General features: G+C 63.9%; 21 protein-coding genes. 20 read left to right on the top strand and 1 reads right to left on the bottom strand.

The features are described from left to right. Nucleotides 1-12 precede the first annotated feature (12 nt). The 20 genes from G9C82_RS05095 (at nt 13) to G9C82_RS05000 (ending at nt 18,773) form a co-directional block, all read left to right on the top strand. Nucleotides 13-363: a 50S ribosomal protein L18e gene (locus G9C82_RS05095; RefSeq protein WP_004516800.1), complete on the top strand. Its 351-nt coding sequence runs from the start codon at nt 13-15 to the stop codon at nt 361-363. After that, the gene (locus G9C82_RS05090) at nt 360-797 is read left to right on the top strand and encodes a 50S ribosomal protein L13 (protein ID WP_004593558.1); all 438 of its coding nucleotides are present in this window, start codon (nt 360-362) and stop codon (nt 795-797) included. The genes G9C82_RS05095 and G9C82_RS05090 overlap by 4 nt, the downstream gene beginning before the upstream one ends. Beyond that, nucleotides 791-1,189, top strand: a complete 399-nt coding sequence (locus tag G9C82_RS05085; RefSeq protein WP_004516798.1) for a 30S ribosomal protein S9 — start codon at nt 791-793, stop codon at nt 1,187-1,189. The genes G9C82_RS05090 and G9C82_RS05085 overlap by 7 nt, the downstream gene beginning before the upstream one ends. Nucleotides 1,190-1,201: 12 nt before the next feature. Beyond that, a complete protein-coding gene (locus G9C82_RS05080; protein WP_004516797.1) occupies nt 1,202-1,402 on the top strand; it encodes a DNA-directed RNA polymerase subunit N in 201 nt (66 codons plus the stop codon). Further along, nucleotides 1,399-1,572 carry a DNA-directed RNA polymerase subunit K gene (locus G9C82_RS05075; protein ID WP_004516796.1) on the top strand — a complete coding sequence of 58 codons (174 nt, stop codon included), beginning with the start codon at nt 1,399-1,401 and terminating at the stop codon, nt 1,570-1,572. The genes G9C82_RS05080 and G9C82_RS05075 overlap by 4 nt, the downstream gene beginning before the upstream one ends. A 2-nt stretch (nt 1,573-1,574) precedes the next feature. Further along, a complete protein-coding gene (gene eno, locus G9C82_RS05070) occupies nt 1,575-2,780 on the top strand; it encodes a phosphopyruvate hydratase (RefSeq protein ID WP_004963339.1) in 1,206 nt (401 codons plus the stop codon). Continuing rightward, nucleotides 2,777-3,580: a 30S ribosomal protein S2 gene (gene rpsB / locus G9C82_RS05065; RefSeq protein ID WP_004963334.1), complete on the top strand. Its 804-nt coding sequence runs from the start codon at nt 2,777-2,779 to the stop codon at nt 3,578-3,580. The genes eno and rpsB overlap by 4 nt, the downstream gene beginning before the upstream one ends. Before the next feature lie 99 nt (nt 3,581-3,679). Then, nucleotides 3,680-4,063, top strand: coding sequence for a DUF5518 domain-containing protein (locus tag G9C82_RS05060; RefSeq protein ID WP_127013529.1), 384 nt, complete (start codon nt 3,680-3,682; stop codon nt 4,061-4,063). Nucleotides 4,064-4,121: 58 nt separating this feature from the next. Beyond that, entirely contained in the window at nt 4,122-4,502 is a 381-nt protein-coding gene (locus G9C82_RS05055; RefSeq protein ID WP_127013528.1) for a DUF5518 domain-containing protein, read from the top strand. 70 nt (nt 4,503-4,572) lie between these two features. Next, entirely contained in the window at nt 4,573-5,910 is a 1,338-nt protein-coding gene (locus tag G9C82_RS05050; protein ID WP_007188241.1) for a cytochrome P450, read from the top strand. A gap of 141 nt (nt 5,911-6,051) precedes the next feature. After that, a complete protein-coding gene (locus G9C82_RS05045) occupies nt 6,052-6,288 on the top strand; it encodes a hypothetical protein (RefSeq protein ID WP_127013527.1) in 237 nt (78 codons plus the stop codon). Continuing rightward, the gene (locus G9C82_RS05040) at nt 6,285-8,465 is read left to right on the top strand and encodes a PAS domain S-box protein (RefSeq protein ID WP_127013526.1); all 2,181 of its coding nucleotides are present in this window, start codon (nt 6,285-6,287) and stop codon (nt 8,463-8,465) included. The genes G9C82_RS05045 and G9C82_RS05040 overlap by 4 nt, the downstream gene beginning before the upstream one ends. Before the next feature lie 67 nt (nt 8,466-8,532). After that, the gene (gene mvk, locus G9C82_RS05035) at nt 8,533-9,516 is read left to right on the top strand and encodes a mevalonate kinase (protein ID WP_127013525.1); all 984 of its coding nucleotides are present in this window, start codon (nt 8,533-8,535) and stop codon (nt 9,514-9,516) included. After that, nucleotides 9,513-10,265 carry an isopentenyl phosphate kinase gene (locus G9C82_RS05030; protein ID WP_127013524.1) on the top strand — a complete coding sequence of 251 codons (753 nt, stop codon included), beginning with the start codon at nt 9,513-9,515 and terminating at the stop codon, nt 10,263-10,265. Before mvk ends, G9C82_RS05030 begins: the two co-directional genes overlap by 4 nt. Before the next feature lie 173 nt (nt 10,266-10,438). Then, nucleotides 10,439-11,929 carry a hypothetical protein gene (locus G9C82_RS05025; protein ID WP_127013523.1) on the top strand — a complete coding sequence of 497 codons (1,491 nt, stop codon included), beginning with the start codon at nt 10,439-10,441 and terminating at the stop codon, nt 11,927-11,929. 264 nt (nt 11,930-12,193) lie between these two features. After that, entirely contained in the window at nt 12,194-13,540 is a 1,347-nt protein-coding gene (locus G9C82_RS05020) for a ribonuclease J (protein ID WP_004963291.1), read from the top strand. Nucleotides 13,541-13,544: 4 nt separating this feature from the next. Beyond that, nucleotides 13,545-14,585 carry a geranylfarnesyl diphosphate synthase gene (idsA3, locus tag G9C82_RS05015; RefSeq protein WP_004963288.1) on the top strand — a complete coding sequence of 347 codons (1,041 nt, stop codon included), beginning with the start codon at nt 13,545-13,547 and terminating at the stop codon, nt 14,583-14,585. A gap of 2 nt (nt 14,586-14,587) precedes the next feature. Further along, the gene (locus tag G9C82_RS05010; protein ID WP_127013522.1) at nt 14,588-15,853 is read left to right on the top strand and encodes a hypothetical protein; all 1,266 of its coding nucleotides are present in this window, start codon (nt 14,588-14,590) and stop codon (nt 15,851-15,853) included. Nucleotides 15,854-15,917: 64 nt separating this feature from the next. Next, nucleotides 15,918-16,853 (top strand): ArsA family ATPase, encoded by a 936-nt coding sequence (locus G9C82_RS05005; RefSeq protein WP_127013521.1) that lies wholly within the window; start codon nt 15,918-15,920, stop codon nt 16,851-16,853. Between the two features lie 180 nt (nt 16,854-17,033). Beyond that, the gene (locus tag G9C82_RS05000; protein WP_127013520.1) at nt 17,034-18,773 is read left to right on the top strand and encodes a glutamate--tRNA ligase; all 1,740 of its coding nucleotides are present in this window, start codon (nt 17,034-17,036) and stop codon (nt 18,771-18,773) included. A gap of 8 nt (nt 18,774-18,781) precedes the next feature. Here the strand turns inward: G9C82_RS05000 and G9C82_RS04995 are convergent, their stop codons facing one another. Next, complete coding sequence (locus tag G9C82_RS04995; protein WP_127013519.1) at nt 18,782-21,220, bottom strand: PAS domain S-box protein; 2,439 nt, start codon at nt 21,218-21,220, stop codon at nt 18,782-18,784. Nucleotides 21,221-21,389: the final 169 nt, after the last annotated feature.

Raw genomic sequence — 21,389 nt, 5'->3', positions numbered from 1 at the left:
CGGAGGAATCATATGAGTAAGACGAACCCGAGACTCAGTAGTCTCATCGCCGACCTGAAGTCAGCCGCCCGCAGTTCGGGCGGTGCTGTCTGGGGCGACGTCGCCGAGCGCTTAGAAAAGCCACGGCGCACACACGCGGAAGTCAACCTCGGCCGTATCGAACGATACGCCCAGGAAGACGAAACCGTCGTTGTGCCCGGCAAGGTGCTTGGCTCCGGTGTCCTGCAGAAGGACGTCACCGTCGCCGCTGTCGACTTCTCCGGAACCGCCGAGACGAAGATCGACCAGGTTGGAGAGGCTGTATCACTCGAACAGGCAATTGAAAACAACCCAGAAGGCTCCCACGTCCGGGTGATCCGATGAGCGTCGCAGAATTCGACGCGGATGTCATCGTTGACGCCCGCGACTGTATCATGGGCCGCGTCGCATCACAGGTCGCCGAACAGGCTCTCGATGGCGAGACGGTCGCCGTCGTCAACGCCGAACGCGCCGTGATTACCGGCCGAGAGGAGCAGATCGTAGAGAAGTACGAGAAACGTGTCGACATCGGTAACGACAACGGGTACTTCTACCCCAAGCGACCGGACGGCATCTTCAAACGCACCATCCGCGGCATGCTGCCCCACAAGAAGCAGCGTGGCCGCGAAGCGTTCGAGAGCGTCCGTGTCTACCTCGGCAACCCGTACGACGAGGACGGCGAGGTTCTAGACGGCACGTCGCTTGACCGACTGTCGAACATCAAGTTCGTCACGCTGGGCGAGATCAGCGAAACGCTTGGAGCGAACAAGACATGGTAACGAACACGTCTGGCAAGAAGAAGACCGCCGTCGCCCGCGCGACCGTTCGTGAGGGCGAGGGCCGTGTGCGTATCGACTCGCAGCCGGTCGAACTCGTCGACCCCGAGCTGGCGCAGCTCAAGATGCTGGAACCGTTCCGCATTGCCGAGGACGACCTCCGCGGCGAGGTCGACGTGGAAGTGTCCGTCGAAGGTGGCGGCGTCATGGGGCAGGCAGACGCCGCCCGAACCGCCATCGCTCGCGGACTTGTCGACCACACCAACGACGCCGAACTCCGTGACGCGTTCATGGAGTTCGACCGCTCGCTGCTGGTCAACGATGTTCGCCAGTCCGAACCCAAGAAGTGGGGCGGCCCCGGTGCGCGGGCCCGCTACCAGAAATCGTACCGCTAAGGTGATTCAGGTATGATGGTACCGGTTCGGTGTTTCACGTGCGGTAACGTCGTCGGCGAGCACTGGGAAGAGTTCAAAGCACGCACCCGCGAGGCCGAGGAGCCTGAGGACCCGGAGAAGGTCCTTGATGAACTCGGCGTCGAGCGGCACTGCTGTCGCCGGATGCTCGTCTCGCACAAGGACCTCGTCGACATCGTCTCACCCTACCAATGAACGCACAGGAAAGCCGCTACGAGAAGGCCCGCAAACTCGGCGCACGAGCGCTGCAGTTGGCCCACGGTGCTCCCGTGCTCATCGAGACGGAACACACCCAGCCGATACTCATCGCCGCCGAGGAGTACGACGCTGGCGTCCTACCGTTTACGGTCAACAGGAGTGATTAACGATGACGCTCATCACTGACATCCGACTCCGCCGCGTCCTCGACTCCCGCGGGAACGCGACTGTCGAGGCCGACGTTCTCACCGAGAGTGGGGGCTTCGGTCGTGGCAAGGCACCGAGCGGCGCAAGCACGGGCGAGTACGAGGCCATCGAACTCCCCGCCAACGAGGCCATCGCCAAGGCCCGCGAGGAGGCACTCCCGCGACTCATCGGTGAGGTCCACGCCGGGAACCAGCGTGACGTCGACGCGGCGCTGCACGCCGCCGACGGCACCGACGACTTCTCCGGCATCGGAGCCAACAGCGCCGTCGCCATCTCGATGGCGGCCGCAAAGGCCGGTGCTGACGTGCTGGGCGCACCGCTGTACCAGCATCTCGGCGGTACGTTCCGGGGCAACGAGTACCCAACGCCGCTGGGCAATATCATCGGCGGCGGCGAGCACGCCGCGGACGCGACCAACATCCAGGAGTTCCTCGCGGCCCCCGTCGGCGCACCGAGCGTCGAAGAGGCTGTCTTCGCCAACGCCGCGGTCCATCAGGAGGTCCACGACATCCTGGCCGACCGCGACCTGCCAGCGGGCAAGGGCGACGAAGGAGCCTGGGCACCGTCCGTTTCGGACGACGAAGCGTTCGAGATTATGGACGAGGCTGTTGAGACCGTCGCCGACGACTTCGGCTTCGCTATCTCTTTCGGCCTCGATGTTGCTGGCGCGGAACTCTACGACGACGAGGCGGACGGCTACGTCTACGACGACGGCGTCAAGTCCACTGAAGAGCAGATAGAGTACATCGCCGGGAAGGTTGAGGAGTACGACCTCGTCTACGTCGAGGACCCACTCGACGAGAACGATTACGAGGCCTTCGCGGACCTGACCGCACAGGTCGGTGACCAGACGCTCGTCTGCGGCGACGACCTGTTCGTCACCAACGTCGAGCGCCTGCAGGCCGGTATCAACGCCGACGCCGGGAACTCCATCCTGATCAAGCCGAACCAGATCGGGACGCTTACCGACGCTGTCGACGCCATCGAACTGGCGACGGCAAGCGGCTACGAGTCCGTCGTCTCCCACCGCAGCGGCGAGACGGAAGACACGACGATCGCACACCTCGCTGTCGCCACTGACGCACCGTTCATCAAGACCGGCGCGGTCGGCGGCGAGCGCACAGCCAAGCTGAACGAACTAATCCGTATCGAGGACAACGCAGTATGAGCGGCAACGAAAAAGAAGGTCTCGACGCGTCCGATTCCGACTTCGACCCGTCCGACGAGGACGACGAAGCGGTCGACGCGGAGACCGAAACGGAAGCCGAACAGCCCGCCGACGACGCCGAAGAGGCGACAGAGGCCGAACCAACTGACGATGAAAGCGAGGCCGACGAGGCCGCCGGCCCACAGCTGGACGAGGACGTCATGCCCGACGAGCAGTCGGAAGCTGACCTCCTCATCCCCGTCGAGGACTACCTCGGCGCCGGTGTCCACATCGGGACCCAGCAGAAGACCCAGGACATGGAGCGGTTCATCCACCGCGTCCGGACCGACGGGCTCTACGTGCTGGACGTCTCGATGACTGACGAGCGTATCCGCACCGCCGCGGACTTCCTGTCCAACTACGAGCCGGAGCAGATTCTGGCCGCATCGTCGCGCCAGTACGGTCGGTTCCCGGCCGAGAAGTTCGCCGAAGCGATCGGCGCGCGCGTCCGCACCGGCCGGTTCATCCCCGGCACGCTGACCAACCCCGACTACGACGGCTACATCGAGCCTGACATCGTGGTCGTCACCGACCCGATCGGTGACGCCCAGGCTGTCAAGGAGGCCATCACGGTCGGCATCCCGGTCATCGCGATGTGTGACTCCAACAACACCACGTCGAACGTCGACCTGGTCGTCCCGACGAACAACAAGGGGCGCAAGGCGCTGTCGGTCGTCTACTGGCTGCTGGCCAACGAGACGCTCGACCGCCGCGGTGCCGAGCCGACGTACGGACTCGACGACTTCGAGTCCGACATCTAACGTCGCTGAACCGTTCGTTTTCTCGCTGTCGAAGTGCGAGTGGCGATGCCAGTATCGCCAACACAAGACCTACCACAAGCCCCAGAGTAGGGCTGGCAAATGGCAGAGGGAGACACACTCGTTAACGCGATTATCGGTGCCGTCGCAACCGCTCTGCTGAGTGGATTCGTCCCGCTTGCGCCGCTACTCGGTGGTGGCATCGCCGGCTATCTCGAAGGCGGCGAGCGAGACGACGGCGTCCGTGTCGGATTGCTGTCCGGCGTCGTCGGGCTGGCGATATCGCTGGTCTTCTTCATGGTCGTGTTCGTCTTTCTGGCCGCATTTCTGGCATTTGTGCCCGAAGCACTGGGCGTGTTCGGCGCGGTGGGACTGCTCGTGCTCGTCCTCGGAACAGTCATGACGGCCGCGTATTTCCTCGGCTTGAGCGCGCTCGGCGGCTGGCTGGGTAACTACGTCAAGCACGACACGACCATCGGCAATTGACCGGCTAGCCGCGCCGGCGGTAACTACATCACGGGGGACGCCACTACCGAGAACGCATATGCGTGAGTCGGTGACCAACGCCGGTATCGGGGCGCTCGTCACGGTTGCGCTGTCGTTCATCCCTTTTTCATCGATGGCCGGCGGTGCTGTGGCCGCAGCGAACCACGGCGGTAGCTACCGAACCGGGCTCTGGTTGGGGACGCTGGCTGGCGCTTGTGCGATGGTCCCTTTGCTCGCCCTCTTCATCCCGGCGCTGTACATCGCTGGCCTCCTCGGGTTCGGGATTCCGCCCGGCGCACCGGGGTACGACTTGTTTCTGGCGCTCGTGTTCACGTTCTTTCTGCTGTACACTGTCGGTCTCAGCGCTCTCGGTGGTCTCGGCGGCGTCTGGATACCGGCACACACCGACTGGGACCTAGACGCCAACCGCTGGCTCTGAATGCACGTGAGCCGCCCGCTGCCCGACATTTGGCATACCATTCAAGCGTGTCCGACACCAACAGTAGTCGATGTCAAAGACGCCGCCCGGACCGAAGGGCGAACCGCTGTTCGGCAGTAGTCGCACGTACGCTCGGGACCCGTTCCGGTTCATCTCGGCACTGGAACGGGCCTACGGCGACGTCGCTCGATTCGATATGGGGCCGATGGACACGGTCATGCTGTGTGACCCGACGGCAATCGAGCGCGTGCTGGTCTCGGAGGCAGACCGGTTCCGCAAGCCCGACTTTCAGGGAGATGCGCTCGGGGATCTGCTGGGTGACGGACTGCTGTTGAGCGAAGGCGAGACGTGGGAGCAGCAGCGAAAGCTCGCAAACCCTGCGTTCTCGATGGCGCGACTGTCGGGGATGGCCGACCGCATCACCGGCCACGCGGAGGACCGCATCGCCGATTGGTCCCACGGCGATGTCATAGACGCCGAGCAGTCGATGACTAGGGTCACGTTGGACGTAATTCTGGACCTGATGATGGGCGTCGAACTCTCCGAACAGCGAGTCCAGACCATCGAGGAGCAACTGCTGCCGCTGGGCCAGCGGTTCGAACCGGACCCGATCCGGTTTGCTATGCCACAGTGGATGCCGATGCCGGACGACGCCGAGTTCAACCGCGCCGTGCGGACGCTGGACGAGGTGCTGGACGACATTATCGAGGTCCGCGAGGACTCGCTCGGGACGGATGAGGACGGTCCGATGGACTTCCTGTCGGTACTCTTGCGTGCCCGTGACGATGGGAACCAGTCGCCCGAGCAACTGCGTGATGAGATGATGACGATGCTGCTTGCGGGCCACGACACGACGGCGTTGACGCTGACCTACACCTGGTTCCTGCTGTCGGAACACCCCGAGGTCGAACAGCGAGTCCACGAGGAACTGGACGACGTCATTGGCGACGACCGGCCGGGGATGGAACACGTCCGTGAACTGGACTACCTCGAATGGGTGATTCAGGAAGCGATGCGGCTCTACCCCCCAGTGTACACCATCTTCCGGGAGCCGACCGAAGACGTGACGCTGTCAGGCTACGAGGTCGAGGCGGGAACGACGCTGATGGTCCCACAGTGGGGTGTTCACCGCTCCGAGCGGTTCTACGACGACCCCGAGACGTTCGACCCGGAGCGCTGGAAGCCCGAGCGAGCGAGCGAGCGGCCCCGGTTCGCCTACTTCCCGTTCGGGGGTGGCCCGCGCCACTGTATCGGGAAGCATCTTGCCATGCTTGAGGCGCAACTCATCACTGCAACGACGGCCAGCCAGTACCGACTGGAGTTCCAGGGAGAGACGCCACTGGAGCTGTTGCCGTCGTTGACCGCCCATCCCCGACAGAAAATATCCATGCGCGTGCAGGAACGGTAACACGCACGCCGACACGACCGCTCCGGCGTCGTTGCCGGTTGCTACAGAGTAGGTTCGGCGTGCCAGTTGATTTGGTCACCAGCTATTTACTGCAGAGTCCCGTGGAAGCGTGCAAGAACAGCGGCCCTGCACGTCGCACCGGTGACCGATTTCGGCCTCGGTCACTACGGGAAGACCACGACCGCGACTAATTACCTACCCATCATGACACTGCTGCAGACCATCTCTGGCGACAACCGTCACACGCTGTTTGCAGTCGTCCTGCGCCCGGCCCTGTCTATAGACCGTTCACAGAGCTACATCGCTCCGGTAATCCTTGGTCGGCGGAGTGACATCTATCCCGGCGCAAACACCGGACTTGAACGGGATGCCGAATGACGCCTGAAACCGCTGGCGTCGGGGACGCCAGGGTCCGGGTCCTCTACGTTGGCACCGATTCGGACGACACCGAGACGCTGTCGACGGCTCTCGAACGCGAGAACAACCGTTTCACCGTCGAAACGGCTCGCACCGTCGACGAGGCTATGGCAAGGTTGGCTGCCGAGCCTGTCGACTGTCTCGTTTCCGACTACCGCCTGTCCAATGGGAACGGCATCGAGCTTCTGGAAACGGTCCGCGACGAGTACCCGGCCCTGCCGTTTATTATTTACACCGCACAGGGGAGCGAGGCAGTCGCCAGCGAGGCAATTTCGGCCGGTGTGACGGACTACCTCAGGAAAGAGCCGGGTGCCAAACAGTATGCCGGGCTGGCGAACCGAATCAGTGACGCCGTCGACCACTCCCGCTCACAGCAGGCGGTCAGCGAGCGGAACCGAGCGCTCCAGAGCTACGAGCGGATGGTCAACTCCATGCAGGAGGCTGCCTGTATTTACGATGCCGAAGACCGGTTCGAAATCGTCAACGAGACCATCGCAGAGTGGTACGACACGACGCGCAATGAGCTCGAAGGACAGACCAGTAGACTCGTTCCGCGTATTCGAGCCGAGGGTGAGACAGACTGTTACCAGGAACTGCTCGACGGAACGCGGGAGAAACTTAGCGGCGAAATCGAAACGGAGTTCCCCGGCCACGGACACGCGGTGGTCGCGTATCAACTAACGCCGCTGGTCGTCGATGGTACTATCGACGGCATCGTCGGCGTAGCTCGTGATGTTACCGAGCAGAAAGAGCGCGAACGGGAGCTACTCCGGAACAAGCGCGCGATAGACGAGGCCCCGGTCGGCGTCACCATCACTGACCCCAACCAGCCGGACAACCCGCTGATCTACGCTAACGACCACTACCGCGAGCTGACTGGCTACTCGCTCCCGGAGCTGCTCGGGAAGAACTGCCGAATACTCCAGGGCGAGAACACCGACCCGGAGCCTGTCGATGCATTACGGGACGCTATCGACGCAGGGGAGCAGGTGTCGGTCGAACTCCGGAACTACCGAAAAGACGGGACCGAGTTCTGGAACCGGGTTCGGATCGCGCCGGTTCGCGACGACGACGGCACAGTCGTCAACTACGTCGGGTTCCAGCAGGATACCACCGAGCGGAAGCGCCGCGAGAAACGATTAGAGGAAACGTCATCGCGGCTCGAAGCCCTCTTCGAGAACTCGCCTGACATGATCGATGTGCTCGACGCCGACGGAACGATTTGCGACGTGAACCAGCGATTCTGCGCGGAACTGGGGTACGACGAAAGCGAGGTGCTTGGACGGTCGATCTGGGAGTTCGACCTGATGTTCGACGCCGAGGACGTGCAGACCCAGCTTTCCGGGTTCAGTGTCGACGAGCGCCGCAAATTCGAAGGCCTGTACGAACGCCGCGACGGGTCGACGATGTCGGTCGAAGTGCATTTGCTTCGATTCAATCTCGAAGGAGAGGATCGCTTCCTAGCGATCAGTCGAGACATCACGGAGCGAAAGGAGCGCGAGCAGGAACTCGAACAGCAAAACGAACAGCTCGAACAGTTCGCCAGCGTCGTTAGTCACGACCTGCGGAACCCGTTGACCGTTGCACGCGGACAGCTCGAACTCCTGCGTGAGGAATCTGACAGCGAGCATATCGACGCTATCGACAGTGCACACCAGCGCATGGATACGCTCATCGATGACTTGCTTACGCTCGCACGCGATGGTGCGTCACCCGCTTCGCCCGTCGTGGTTGACCTCGAACAGTTTGTCCAGACGTGCTGGCAAAACGTCGACACGAAAGCCGCGACGCTCCACATTGCCATAGACCGCCCCATCCGCGCCGACGAAAGTCGCCTCCGTCAACTGTTCGAGAATCTCGTTCGCAATGCGGTCGAACACGGCGGTGACGACGTGAGCGTGACGGTCGGCGAACTGGCCGACGGCTTCTACGTTGAGGACAACGGTGCCGGTATTCCAGAGCCCGAGCGCGGGGACGTGTTTTCAGCCGGCTACTCGACGGCGGTAGAGGGAACCGGATTCGGCCTGAGCATCGTGAAACAGGTCGCCGACGCCCACGGCTGGACGGTCCGAGTCGTCAGCGGGGCCGACGGCGGCGCGCGGTTCGAATTTACCGACGTTGACGCCGTGTCCGAATAGGACTTCGATGGTCATCCTGACCGTCGACTCCGAAAACGCCTAACGCCCTGGGTGCACACGGGCGGGTATGGTCACGTCGAGCGCTCCCGGGAAAGTGTACCTGTTTGGGGAGCACGCGGTCGTCTACGGCGAGCCGGCGGTGCCCTGCGCCATTGAGCGGCGGGTGCACGTGACGGCAACCGAGATCGACGAGGGATTACGTATTCACGCGAACGACTTGCAACTGGATGGCTTTACTGTCGAGTACTCCGGTGACGGGGAGAGCCATCCGGACGTGGATGTCGCCGAATCGCTCGTCGAAGCTGGGATGGGATACGTCAACGAAGCGGTCGCACAGGCCCGTGACGCGGCCGATGCCCCTGAAGCAGGCTTCGAGATATCTGTGGAAGGCGACATCCCGCTCGGGGCGGGGCTGGGGTCGTCGGCTGCCCTCGTCGTCGCGGCGATAGACGCGGCGACGAGGGAACTCGGCGTCGAACTGTCCGCCGAGGAAATCGCTGACCGCGCCTACCGGGTCGAACACGAGGTCCAAGACGGGCAGGCCTCCCGTGCGGACACGTTCTGCTCGGCGATGGGCGGGGCGGTCCGCGTGGAAGGCGACGACTGCCGGCGGCTGGAGGGCATCGACACCCTCCCCTTCGTCATCGGCTACGACGGCGGGGCCGGCGATACTGGGGCGTTGGTCGCCGGCGTCCGGGACCTCCGTGGAAAGTACGATTTCGCCGCCGACACCGTCGCAGCAATCGGCGACATCGTCCGCGAGGGCGAGTCAGTACTGGGAACGGGCGACTACGAACGGCTCGGGGAGCTGATGGATTTCAACCACGGACTGCTCTCGGCGCTGGGCGTCTCCTCGCGGTCGCTGGACTCGATGGTGTGGGCGGCCCGCGACGCCGACGCCCACGGCGCGAAACTCACCGGGGCCGGCGGCGGCGGCTGTATCGTCGCACTGGACGAAACGGACGACGCGCTCACCGCGCTGAAGTACACGCCGGGGTGTGAGGATGTCTTCCGGGCCGAGCTGGACACCGACGGAGTCCGGCAGGAATGACGGTCGTCCTCAAACTCGGCGGGAGCGTCATCACGGATAAAGACGACCCTGAGACGGTCGACCGGGCTGCGTTGTCGGCCGCGGTGTCAGCTATCGCCGAATCGCCGGTCGGCGAGGATATCGTCATCGTGCACGGCGGCGGGAGCTTCGGCCATCACCACGCCGCCGACTACGGCGTCAGCACGACCGAGGGGACCCACGATGTCGACGGCGTGCAGGCCATCCACGGTGCGATGTGCCGCCTCAACGCCGCCGTCGTAGATGCGCTCTCCGGGGCAGGCGTTCCGGCTGTTCCGGTCCACCCGTTCTCAGCGGCCACACGCGACGCCGACAGTGACCTTTCGCTGCCGACGGCGCAGGTCACGACGCTGCTCGACGAGGGGTTTGTCCCGGTCCTCCACGGCGACCTCGTCGCACACGCCGGTGCGGGCGCGACGGTTCTGAGCGGCGACGAACTGGTCGTCGAACTCGCGCCCGCTGTCGACGCCGACCGCGTCGGCGTCTGCTCGACCGTTCCCGGCGTTCTCGACGAAGACGGGGTCGTCATCGACCACATCGAGGCATTCGAGGCTGTAGCACCGGCCCTTGGTGGGAGCGACGCGACGGACGTGTCGGGCGGGATGGCCGGCAAGGTACGTGCGCTGCTCGCACTCTCGGCCCCTGCGCTCGTGTTCGGCCCTGACGCGCTCTCCGCGTTTCTCGCCGGTGAGAGTCCGGGGACGACTATCGCTGGTGATGACGCCGATTGATGGGACTGCCAGTCCTGTCGTCAGTGAATTCTGCTCAGAGCACGATTACTCGAAGTCAAGCCCAAACTGACTGATGGAGCGGTATCACTGCTTGCTCTCGACGGACAGGTAGCTTAAATATCACTTCCTCAACTGTCGTAACATATTTGTTCTCTGTTATCAATTATGCGACTATGTCTGCAGTAGGTCTGACCGACGTCTATCGATACGGAACGAGGTTTCTCGGGACATTACTTGTCGTCGCCGGCGTCGGTGGCGGCCTCATCGCTGCAGGGTACGTGCTGATACAGAACGGCTCGTTCAGTTCGTTCTCGGGGAACGCGGGCTATCGTGCGGTACTCGGCATCGTCGTCGGCGCGCTCGGTGGCCTCCTGTTGCTCTCCGGCTTGCTTGGCCTGACTCACAAGCTCATCGCCGACGCGACGATGGCGGGCACGCTCGCGGCCCAGACGGCACAGCCTGATGCGAGCGATGTGGCAGCTGGGAGTCCTCCGGCAAGTGACCAGACAGCGACTGACACTGCCGATGGTAGCGCTGCATCCGCTACCGAACCGGCTTCGAAGTCCGATGACCCGATGCCGGAGTCGACCGAGCCTGAGCCCGCTGTTTCCCGTGATACCGAGCCGGCTGCTGACCCGGCGGCTGCCGAGCCGGCGACCGGCGAGTCCGACGTGTCGGAACCGGTCGCTGACTCCGAGCCGAACACTGACTCGGCCGGTGACTCGGGAATCCACGCGCCCGCACAGCAACACTCCGACCCATCCGACGCGGCAGCGCCGTCTGCTGCCTCCGACACTGCGACGGCCGGGACTGACGGCGCTCCGGTGACGGCAGCCGACGAAGACCCGCTGGCGGATGCTGACTCGGCGACAGCTGATGACCCGGTGGCAGACGATGTCCCAGCGACAGATACGGGCCGCTTGGACGACGACGACGCTTCAAAACCACCGACTGCTGACGAGACGATGGCCCCAGCGACAGCCGAAGACGCAGTGGAGACAGCGGCGGCCCAAGACGAACCGCTATCGGAGCAACAGCCGGCTGAAAACGTTGCCGGACCGGAACCTGAAACCGTGGACGACACCACTGCGGAGCCATCCCCGGCGGATCTCGCCGGCGACTCGGAAACGGTAGAACCCCGGTCCGAACCCAGCGAGCAGTCGGACCGCGACCTGCTCGCTGAGGACGCCGCTGAAGAACCAGAGCCGAGTACGGAACCACAGGAATGGACGCCGCCGGACCCTGCGGAGTTTGACACGGGGAGCGAGGAACCCACGGCGGCTGACGACTGGGAAGCAGATGAGCAAGCACCAGCCGACGACTGGGAGACCGAACCTGACGCCGATACCGAACCGACTGGTGTCGGCTCACTCGATGCTGACGAGGCGGACCAGCACGACGCCGTGACTCAGGACACCCGATTACTCGACGAATCTGGTGCGGCAGACACGTCTGGGGGCCCGCGAACGACGGACGACCTGTTTGGCGGCACTGATGACGACCAACCTGGACCCGAGGTTGACGAGAGCATGCAGGACGAGTCGGAGTCTCAGGACGCTGAGACACCTGCTGACGAGGACTCGACGCTTGCAGATGACGGTGTCACTGGCTTCGATGTTTCAGGTGACGACGACCCCCTCTCCGACCCCTTAGACGACGAGTAGGGACGAACCCACACCGTTTTAAGAAGCGCCGTTGTAGACCGAAGTAACCGAGCGCACGGCCGCCCGTGGACTGCGGTTTGGCGGCCGGCAGACGGCGGATGTAAGTTGCGGGACGGAAGTCCCTCCCACTGCGGTTGCACAGGCTACGGGCGTACCCGACTGGCCTGGAGCGCCGACGCGGACGAAGTCGCCTACATTGCAGATACCGTCGTTGCCGTGCCCCACCGGATGCCCGCGGCCGGCTTTCCACTCGGAGCTACAACTATGGAAGTCGAAATTGCGACAATTGGCGGTTACGAGGCTGTAGGCCGACAGATGACGGCCGTCCGTGCAGGGGACGACGTCGTCATCTTCGACATGGGCCTGAACCTCTCGAAGGTACTGATTCACGACAACGTCGAGACGGAACGGATGCACTCGCTGGACCTCATCGACATGGGTGCCATCCCGGACGACCGGGTCATGTCCGACCTGGAAGGCGACGTGAAGGCTATCGTCCCGACACACGGTCACCTCGACCATATCGGCGCGATATCCAAGCTCGCCCACCGCTACGACGCACCTATTGTTGCGACGCCTTTCACCATCGAACTCGTCAAACAGCAGATCAAGAGCGAGGAGAAGTTCGGCGTCCAGAACGACCTCGTGAAGATGGACGCCGGCGAGACGATGTCCATCGGCGAGCGCAACGAACTGGAGTTCGTCAACGTCACCCACTCCATCATCGACGCTATCAACCCCGTTCTCCACACGCCGGAAGGCGCGGTCGTCTACGGGCTGGACAAGCGGATGGACCACTCGCCGGTCATCGGCGACCCCATCGACATGAAGCGGTTCCGCGAGATCGGCCGCGAGGGCGAGGGCGTCCTCTGTTACATTGAGGACTGTACGAACGCGGGTAAGAAGGGACGTACGCCTTCCGAATCCGTGGCGCGTCGGCACCTCAAAGACGTGATGGACAGCGTCGCCGACTACGACGGCGGTATCGTCGCGACGACGTTCTCCTCACACATCGCTCGTGTCAAGAGCCTCGTCGAGTTCGCCGACGACATCGGCCGCCAGCCGGTGCTGCTCGGTCGCTCGATGGAGAAGTACTCCGGTACCGCTGAACGGCTTGACTTCGTCGACTTCCCGGAAGACCTCGGAATGTACGGCCACCGCAAGTCTGTCGACCGGACGTTCAAGCGGATCATGAACGAGGGCAAGGAGAACTTCCTCCCGATCGTCACTGGCCATCAGGGCGAGCCACGCGCGATGCTCACCCGTATGGGCCGCGGCGAGACGCCTTACGAGCTAGACGACGGCGACAAGGTCCTCTTCTCGGCTCGGGTCATTCCGGAGCCAACCAACGAGGGCCAGCGCTACCAGTCCGAGAAGCTGCTGGGCATGCAGGGCGCGCGTATCTACGACGATATCCACGTTTCGGGCCACCTCCGCGAAGAGGGCCACTACGAAATGATCGACGCGCTCCAGCCGAAGAACATCATCCCGGCTCACCAGAGCCTCGAAGGGTTCGCACCGTACGTCGACCTCGCGGAAAACATGGGCTACAAAGCCGGACGGGACCTCCACATCACCCGCAACGGCAACATGATCAAGCTCACCGAGTAAATCGATGTCCGAACGCCATCAGCAGGTCGAAGACGCGATTGTCGCCCGACGAGACCGGGTCAACGACGCCCTCCCAGAGGACCTCCCGGTGCAGAAGCCGGACCACCTCTACGAGGCGTCGCGATACCTGCTGGACGCGGGCGGGAAACGACTCCGCCCGACGGTCCTGCTGCTGGTCGCGGAGTCGCTGCTCGATGTCGACCCGCTGACGGCAGACTACCGTGACTTCCCGACGCTCGAAGGCGGGCAGGCCGATATGATGTCGGCCGCCCTCGCCATCGAGGTTATCCAGACGTTCACGCTCATCCACGACGACATCATGGACGACGACGCGCTCCGCCGCGGGGTGCCCGCCGTTCACAAGGAGTACGACCTCTCGACGGCGATTCTCGCCGGCGACACGCTGTACTCGAAAGCGTTCGAGTTCCTGCTCGAAACGGGCGCGGCTCACGAACGGACTGTCGACGCGAACAAGCGACTCGCAACGACGTGTACCCGCATCTGCGAGGGCCAGTCCCTCGACATCGAGTTCGAGCAACGCGATGTTGTCACGCCCGAGGAGTATCTGGAGATGGTCGAACTCAAGACGGCCGTGCTGTACGGCGCGGCTGCCTCAATTCCGGCCACGCTGCTGGGGGCCGACGAGCAGACGGTCGATGCCCTGTACAACTACGGGCTCGACGTGGGGCGTGCGTTCCAGATTCAGGACGACCTGCTGGACCTGACGACGCCCTCTGAGAAACTCGGCAAGCAGCGCGGGTCCGACCTCGTCGAGAACAAGCAGACGCTGGTGACGCTGCACGCTCGCCAGCAGGGCGTCGACGTGGGCGATTTGGTCGACACGGACTCTGTCGAGGCCGTTTCGGAAGCCGAAATCGACGACGCCGTCGAGCGTCTGCGAGAGGTAGGGTCAATCGAATACGCCCGCCAGACCGGGCAGGACCTCATTGCGAGCGGCAAGCAGAACCTCGAAGTCCTGCCGGACAACGAGGCCCGCTACCTGCTCGAAGGCATCGCGAACTACCTCGTCGAGCGCGACTACTGAGCATGGACCAGACCCGGCGAGCCGTTCTCGCCGGTGTCGCCGGACTTTTCGCTGGCTGTGGAACGACGAGTCAGCGGACCACAACACCACGCCCGACAGCAACGGTGACCAGCACCACGGAGACGGTTCGCTACACGCATCTCCAGCCCTCCGGCAATCGTCACATTTCAGGTTCGGGCCGGTTCGACGCCGTCGACCCGATAGACATCGCCATTGAGGGCCACCCGAAGTGGCTCGTCGGACTGCCAGTCGAGGGCGGGAGTCTCTGGGTTGTTGTTCCAGAGGCAGGGGCCCCAGAGGCGGTTCGGGTGAGTCAGGACCGAGTTGAATCGGTTGTCATCGAACCCGACCTGCTGGCGGGCCAGCCACCAGTCGTGGTTGTTCAGGACAACGGCGTTCGGTTCCTCACTGCCGATGAGACAGGACCCAACACCCACGCCGTCCAGTTTCCCGATGGTACCATCGCGACGGTGACCAAGTCCGGGGCCGTCCGCGTGGACGGTGACCTGCTCATCGAGGATGCTCTTCCCGACGCCCGAATCGTCTGGCAGGACGATGTCGCTGCTGTGCTCGCCGGTGCGACGGAGCGATACGACCACGGAGCGCTCGGTGACGAGGTCGAGGCCCGCGCTATCGTTCTGTTTGTTGCAGACGGGAGTGGGACCGTCCGCCGCCGAGTTCAACTGCCTGAACCAACGGTTGTCGAAGGTGTAGCACCGATTCTTGCGGACATTGACGACGATGGTGACCCCGAAGTACTCGTCACCGTCACCGGGCCCGATGAAGGCGCTCGGGTGGCCGCCTACGGACTGGACGGCGAGCGCGTCGCGACTGGGCCCGCAATCGGGACGGGCTTTCGTTGGCGCCACCAGCTCTGTGTCGCGCCGTTCTCCCCCGACGGGGCGCCCGAAATCGCCGTCGTTCGCACCCCACACATCGGCGGGACGGTGGAGTTCTACCGTATCGACGGTGACCGGCTCTCAATCGCGGCCCGCTACGACGGCGTCTCCTCGCACGCATTCGGCTCGCGTATCCTCGACGGTGGACTCGCCGGAGATCTGCTCGGCGATGGCCGACAGACGCTGGTCGTCCCGACCCAGAAGCGCCGGAAGCTCGTCGCACTCCAGCGGCAGGACGGCGTTCGGCAGGCGGCCCAGCGTGACATCGGCGCGTCGCTCGCCTCGAACGTTGCGGCGACACCAACTGGCGACGGCGGCTTGAGCATTGCTGTCGGTCGCAATGACGGTGTCGTCCGCGTCTGGCAGTAGGGTAGCTATTGACCCTGAATGGTGCTGGTCAGCAACTAAGACGTGTCAGTTCCTAGGCAGCCGTGTGACTCGGTTCCTTCTCTACGGCGGCAAGGGCGGCGTCGGCAAGACGACCGTGGCCGCGGCGACTGGCTATCGGCTGGCGACGGCGGGCCACGAGACACTCGTTGTCTCCACCGACCCCGCGCACTCGCTGGCCGATGCCGTCGAGACCGAGGTCGGCGGCGACCCGACGGAAATCCGGTCGGGGCTGTGGGGCGTCGAGGTCGATCCACAGACGGGTATTGACCGTTACCGGTCACTGTTCGAGGCGCTGGCGTCGGAATTTTCCGATGCCGGCATCCGGATGGACGAAGAGGAAATCGCTGACCTGTTCACATCCGGCGTAATGCCCGGTAGCGACGAACTGGCAGCCATCGAGGGCATGGCGACGTACATCGAGAGCGACCGCTGGGACCGCGTGGTGTTCGACACTGCCCCGACCGGTCACACGCTCCGCCTGCTTGACCTCCCGTCGGTGATGGACCGCGGCGTTGCCACGGCGATGGACCTCCGGGACCAAGTTCGTCGGAAAGTCAACACTGCCCGGACGATGATGTTCGGCCCGATGGCGAGCCGGCGCGACGACGGCCCGGACGACTTCACCGAGATGCGCACGCGGATGGAACGGGTCGGTACAGTGCTTCGAGACCCCAAACAGACCGCGTTCCGGGTCGTCACGATTCCCGAAACGATGGCCGTCCGCGAGACGGAACGGCTGGTCGCGAAGCTCCGCGAGTTCGACGTGCCGGTAACGACGCTGGTCGTGAACAAGGTCATTGAGGACGCCGGCGACTGTCAGCGCTGTCAGGGGAAGCAGGCGGTACAGCAAGAGTCTATTGCCGCGCTTCGGGAGTCGCTGCCCGACCTTGACGTGTGGACGATTCCCGACCAGTCCGGCGAGGTGACTGGTATTAGCGCGCTGGACAGGGTTGCGGAGTCTCTGGTGGATGTGAAGTGACCTGTAAAGACGAGCATCCGCGCGAGCGAAGCGAGCGCGGTTCACCGGAACCGAACTTAGTGAGGTTCCGGCCTTTTTCGCCCACGTTTTTCAAGGAGTGGTGGCGAGCATCGCGAGCCACCCGACGATGAAAAAGGTGGTCCGACGGCGTTTTGACCCTCCCAGTCGCAGGTCCCGATAATGGACGACGAGCTGCGAGACCGAATCACGGAGGCGGCGGAGACAAACGCCCTCCTCAACGCGGTCAAACACGATAGCGAGGCACAGGTCGGCGCAATAATGGGCCCGCTCATGGGCGAGAACCCGGAGTTCCGCGAGTACGGCGACGAGATACCCGGCGTTATCGCGCCGGTCGTCGAGCGGGTCAACGGGATGGACGCCGAGGAGCGCCGCGAGCGGCTGGCCGAACTCGCTCCGGAGAAACTCGAAGAGCTGGAGGCTGAGGACGAGGGTGAGGACCACCCACTGCCGGACCTGCCCAACGCCGAGGAGTACGACACCGTCCGGATGCGCGTCGCGCCAAACCCCAACGGGCCGTGGCACATCGGCCACGCGCGGATGGCCGCTGTCGTCGGGACGTACAAACAGCGCTACGACGGGGAGTTCATCTGCCGCTTCGACGACACCGACCCCGAGACCAAGCGGCCGGATCTGGATGCCTACGACGCAATTCTGGACGCAATCGACTATCTCGGCTTCGAACCGGACGATGTAGTCAACGCCAGCGACCGCGTCGAGACGTACTACGAGTACGCTCGCAAGCTCATCGACAAGGGCGGGGCCTACACCTGCTCGTGCCCGCAGGGTGAGTTTTCGGACCTGAAGAACAACGGCGAGGCCTGTCCCCACCGGGATAAGGACGCCGAGACCACGCGCTCGGAGTTCGAGGCGATGGTCGACGGCGAGTACGACAGCGGCGAGATGGTCCTGCGGGTCCGGACCGACATTACTCACAAGAACCCCGCGCTGCGGGACTTCGTCGCGTTCCGGATGGTCGACACGCCCCATCCACGCGAGGCGGCCGAGCAGTACCGCTGCTGGCCGATGCTGGACTTCCAGAGCGGGCTTGACGACCACCTGCTGGGTGTCACCCACATTATCCGCGGTATCGACCTGCAGGACTCCGCGAAGCGCCAGCAGTTCGTCTATGACTACTTCGACTGGGAGTACCCCGAAGTCATCCACTGGGGCCACGTCCAAGTCGACGCTTACGACGTGCCCCTCTCGACGTCAAGCATCGCCGAACTCATTGAGGACGGCGAACTGGCGGGCTGGGACGACCCGCGAGCGCCGACCGTCGCCAGCCTCGAACGGCGCGGCATCCGCGGCGAGGCCGTTGTCGATGCGATGATTCAGCTGGGCACGTCCACCTCGAACGTCGACCTGGCGATGTCCTCGATCTACTCGAACAACCGTGACCTCATCGACGACGACTCGGACCGGGCGTTCTTCGTCCGGGACAGCGACGACCACGGTGGCCTCGTTGAGCGCCAGATCGTCGGCGGGCCGGACGCCGGCGAACCGCCGCTGCACCCGGACTACGAGGAGCGTGGCCGCCGCGAGATTCCGGTGACCAGCGGTGTCGTCGTCGAGGGCGACGACCTGCCAGACCACGGCGATCGTATCTGGCTCAAGGGCTACGGCTGCGTGCGACACACTCGCGACGCCTTCGAGTACACCGGCGACGATATCGACGCCGTCCGTGAGGAGGGCGTCGACGTGATTCACTGGGCACCGGCTGACGGCCCAGCGCTCCGCCTCCGGACGATGGACGGCGACGTATCAGGCGTGGCCGAACCGGGACTGCGCAACTACGACACTGACGACGTGGTGCAGTTCGAACGCATTGGCTTCGCTCGCCTCGACGAGGTTGCGGACGACCCGGACACGGAATCCGTCGCGTACTTCACACATCCCTGAAGCCGCCGTCACGACGACTCAGCCGTCGGTTCTTCCCCCTGACTCCCAGTCTCGACACCACTGAACTCGAATCGAGCACCGCCGGCTTCGCTGTCGGTAACCGTTAGCTCCCAGCCGTGGGCCTCGGCAATCGTCTCCACTATCGCCAGGCCAAAGCCGGTGCCGTCGTCGTCGGTACTGTAGCCCGATTCGAGGACGGCGTCGCGCTGGTCCGGCGGAATCCCCGGGCCGTCATCGGCGACGTAGAAGCCGTCCGGCGTGGCTCCGAGCGTGATGGTGACTACTCCTCCGCCATCGGCCGCTGGCCCAGCTCCGGGAGTGGCACCGTCACTGCCGTGTTCTACGGCGTTTTGCACGAGGTTCTGGAACAGTTCGGCGAGGCGGTCGGGGTCGGCCAGTACGTGCTCCGGCGAGTCCCGAACCCGGTGTTCGGCCGCGCTCGTGGGTGCGGCGTCCCAGGCCCGGGAAAACGTCTCCCGGAGCGATATCAGTTCGGGGTCGCTGATGTCACGCCCCTCGCGGGCCAGCGTCAGGGTGTGGTCGATGAGCGTCTCCATCCGGTCGAGGGCGTCCGTTGCGGCCGTTATCGATTCGCGCACGCCCGAGTCAGCGTCTTGTGACGCCAGTTCCAGATGGCCACTGGCAACTTGCAAGGGGTTCCGGAGGTCGTGGCTGACGAGGCTGGCGAACTCGTCCAGCCGCTCGTTCTGGAGTTCCAGCTGTTGCTCCCGCCGCTTCCGTTCGGTGATATCCGTGACAACAGAGACGCTGCCAACTACGGTGCCACTGAGATCGCGAATCGGGGCGGCGGCAAGGCTCACGTCGACACGACTCCCGTCTTTTCGTTCAAGCTCTGTTTCGTGGCCCGACAGACGCTCCCCTTCGAGGACTTGCGCGTGAAGTTCGGCGGTCTGTCGTCGGTTCTCGGCCGGGATAACGGGAACCGTGTCGCCCAACACCTCGTCGGCGCGCCAGCCAAATAGTTCCGTCGCGGCGGGATTCCAGACTTCGACAGTCGCGCTGGCGTCAAGTGCAACAATCGCGAGCGGGGCAGCCTCGACGAGCGTTTCGAGGCGCTCGGTCGTCATTGCGAGTTCGGACTCGATTTCTTTTCGCTGTGAGATGTCACGGACGATGCCGACACGGCCGGACTCACCGCTGGCCAGTTCGATGTCCGCCGCGTCGACTTCACAGGGGACCTGCTCACCGGATGCGGTCCGGATCAGGACCTCCTCCGAGCCGCCGTCCATTGGCTCGGTTCCCATCTGCCCTAGCACAGTCTCGAAGCGTTCGCCGACGAGACTGTCCTCGACGGTACCGACCAGCTTGGCGAACGGGTCGTTGTACGTGACAAACTGGTCGTGTTCGTCGAGGACGTAGACGGGTTCGCTGACGCCCTCGAAAATCGTCTTGTACTGCGTCAGCCGTTGCTCGCGTCGCTTCCGCTCCGTGATGTCCCGGAGGACGACGAGTCGACCAACGAGTCCGTCGAACCGGTCGGCAAACGGTGTCACTTCGAGTTCGACAAACCGCTGCTGGCCGTCCACGGAGAGCGCGAGTTCCGACCAGTCTGCTTGTTCGTCGTCGACTGTGAGACTGTCCCAGGTCGGAATAACGGCCTCTACTTGCTGGCCCACGAGCGACTCTTCGGGGCCAGCGAGGAGGGTTTCAGCCGCCGGATTCGCGTGGCTGATACAGCCGTCGATGTCCACGACGAGCGTTCCGTCCCCCATCTGCTCGACGATAGTTTCCTGCGCGGCCGGTACCGGGTCAAGCGTCTTGAACGTGTAGAGGCCGGTCGTCATCGCTATCCCAGAGACTCCCCAGGCGAAAATCGTGGCGTCCTCGGGAATCTGCAGGAAGTACTGCTGGGTCAGCGCAATGGTCCAGGGAGCCAGCGCCGCGATGAGGACGGCCGCGGCCTGTGTCCGGTACAGGTGCCGCGAGCGGACGAACAACTGAATAAGAACGATTGTCCCGGCAAGCGCCGCAATCAGAATTGTCGCCATGTGGGCGACGAACACTGCTGTGAGCCCAGCCCCCGGAGCCACCACCAGTGACCCCACAGAGCCGCTGGACGGGAGGTCGAACAGTGATACGCCCGGGAAGACGAACACGCCCACAAGCACCAACAGGTCAAGCGATAGGAACCCGACAGCTCGCCGCGTCACCGACCTGTCGAAGTCGGCGTACTGCAACGCGGCGTACAGCCAGGTGATGGCGACTACGCCCTGAGCGATGGTTGCGACCTGCCGAGCCAGCAACTGGGTCGACAGCGCCGTCGCGGTGATGTCGACAGCGTAGCTGGAAGCACCGACTGCTAAGGCGAGGTGAAACACCACCATCGGTGTCCCGCCAGGTCCCTCACGCTTACGCCACGCGAGCAGTGAAAACACTGCGGAAAGGCCAGCTAGGACCCATAAAGCCGTCACGAAGCGGCCGTACATCGTTCCACTGGATATCGTCGCATCGTCACTTTATTTTATTGGTTAACGGCGCATTGCCAGTAAAGAAGAACGGCTGTCTGTAGTCGGTTCCGTAGCACCCGGATTTGGGGCTCTAGTGCAACTGGGTCCTGCTTGCGGTGGTTCTTTTGAGCCCGCGGCAAGCAGATCG

This window comes from Haloarcula sp. R1-2 (assembly GCF_011627385.1).
Taxonomy (GTDB): Archaea; Halobacteriota; Halobacteria; order Halobacteriales; family Haloarculaceae; genus Haloarcula; species Haloarcula marismortui.
Note: the sequence above shows the minus strand (reverse complement) of the source record. Positions and strands in the feature narration are given on the sequence as shown.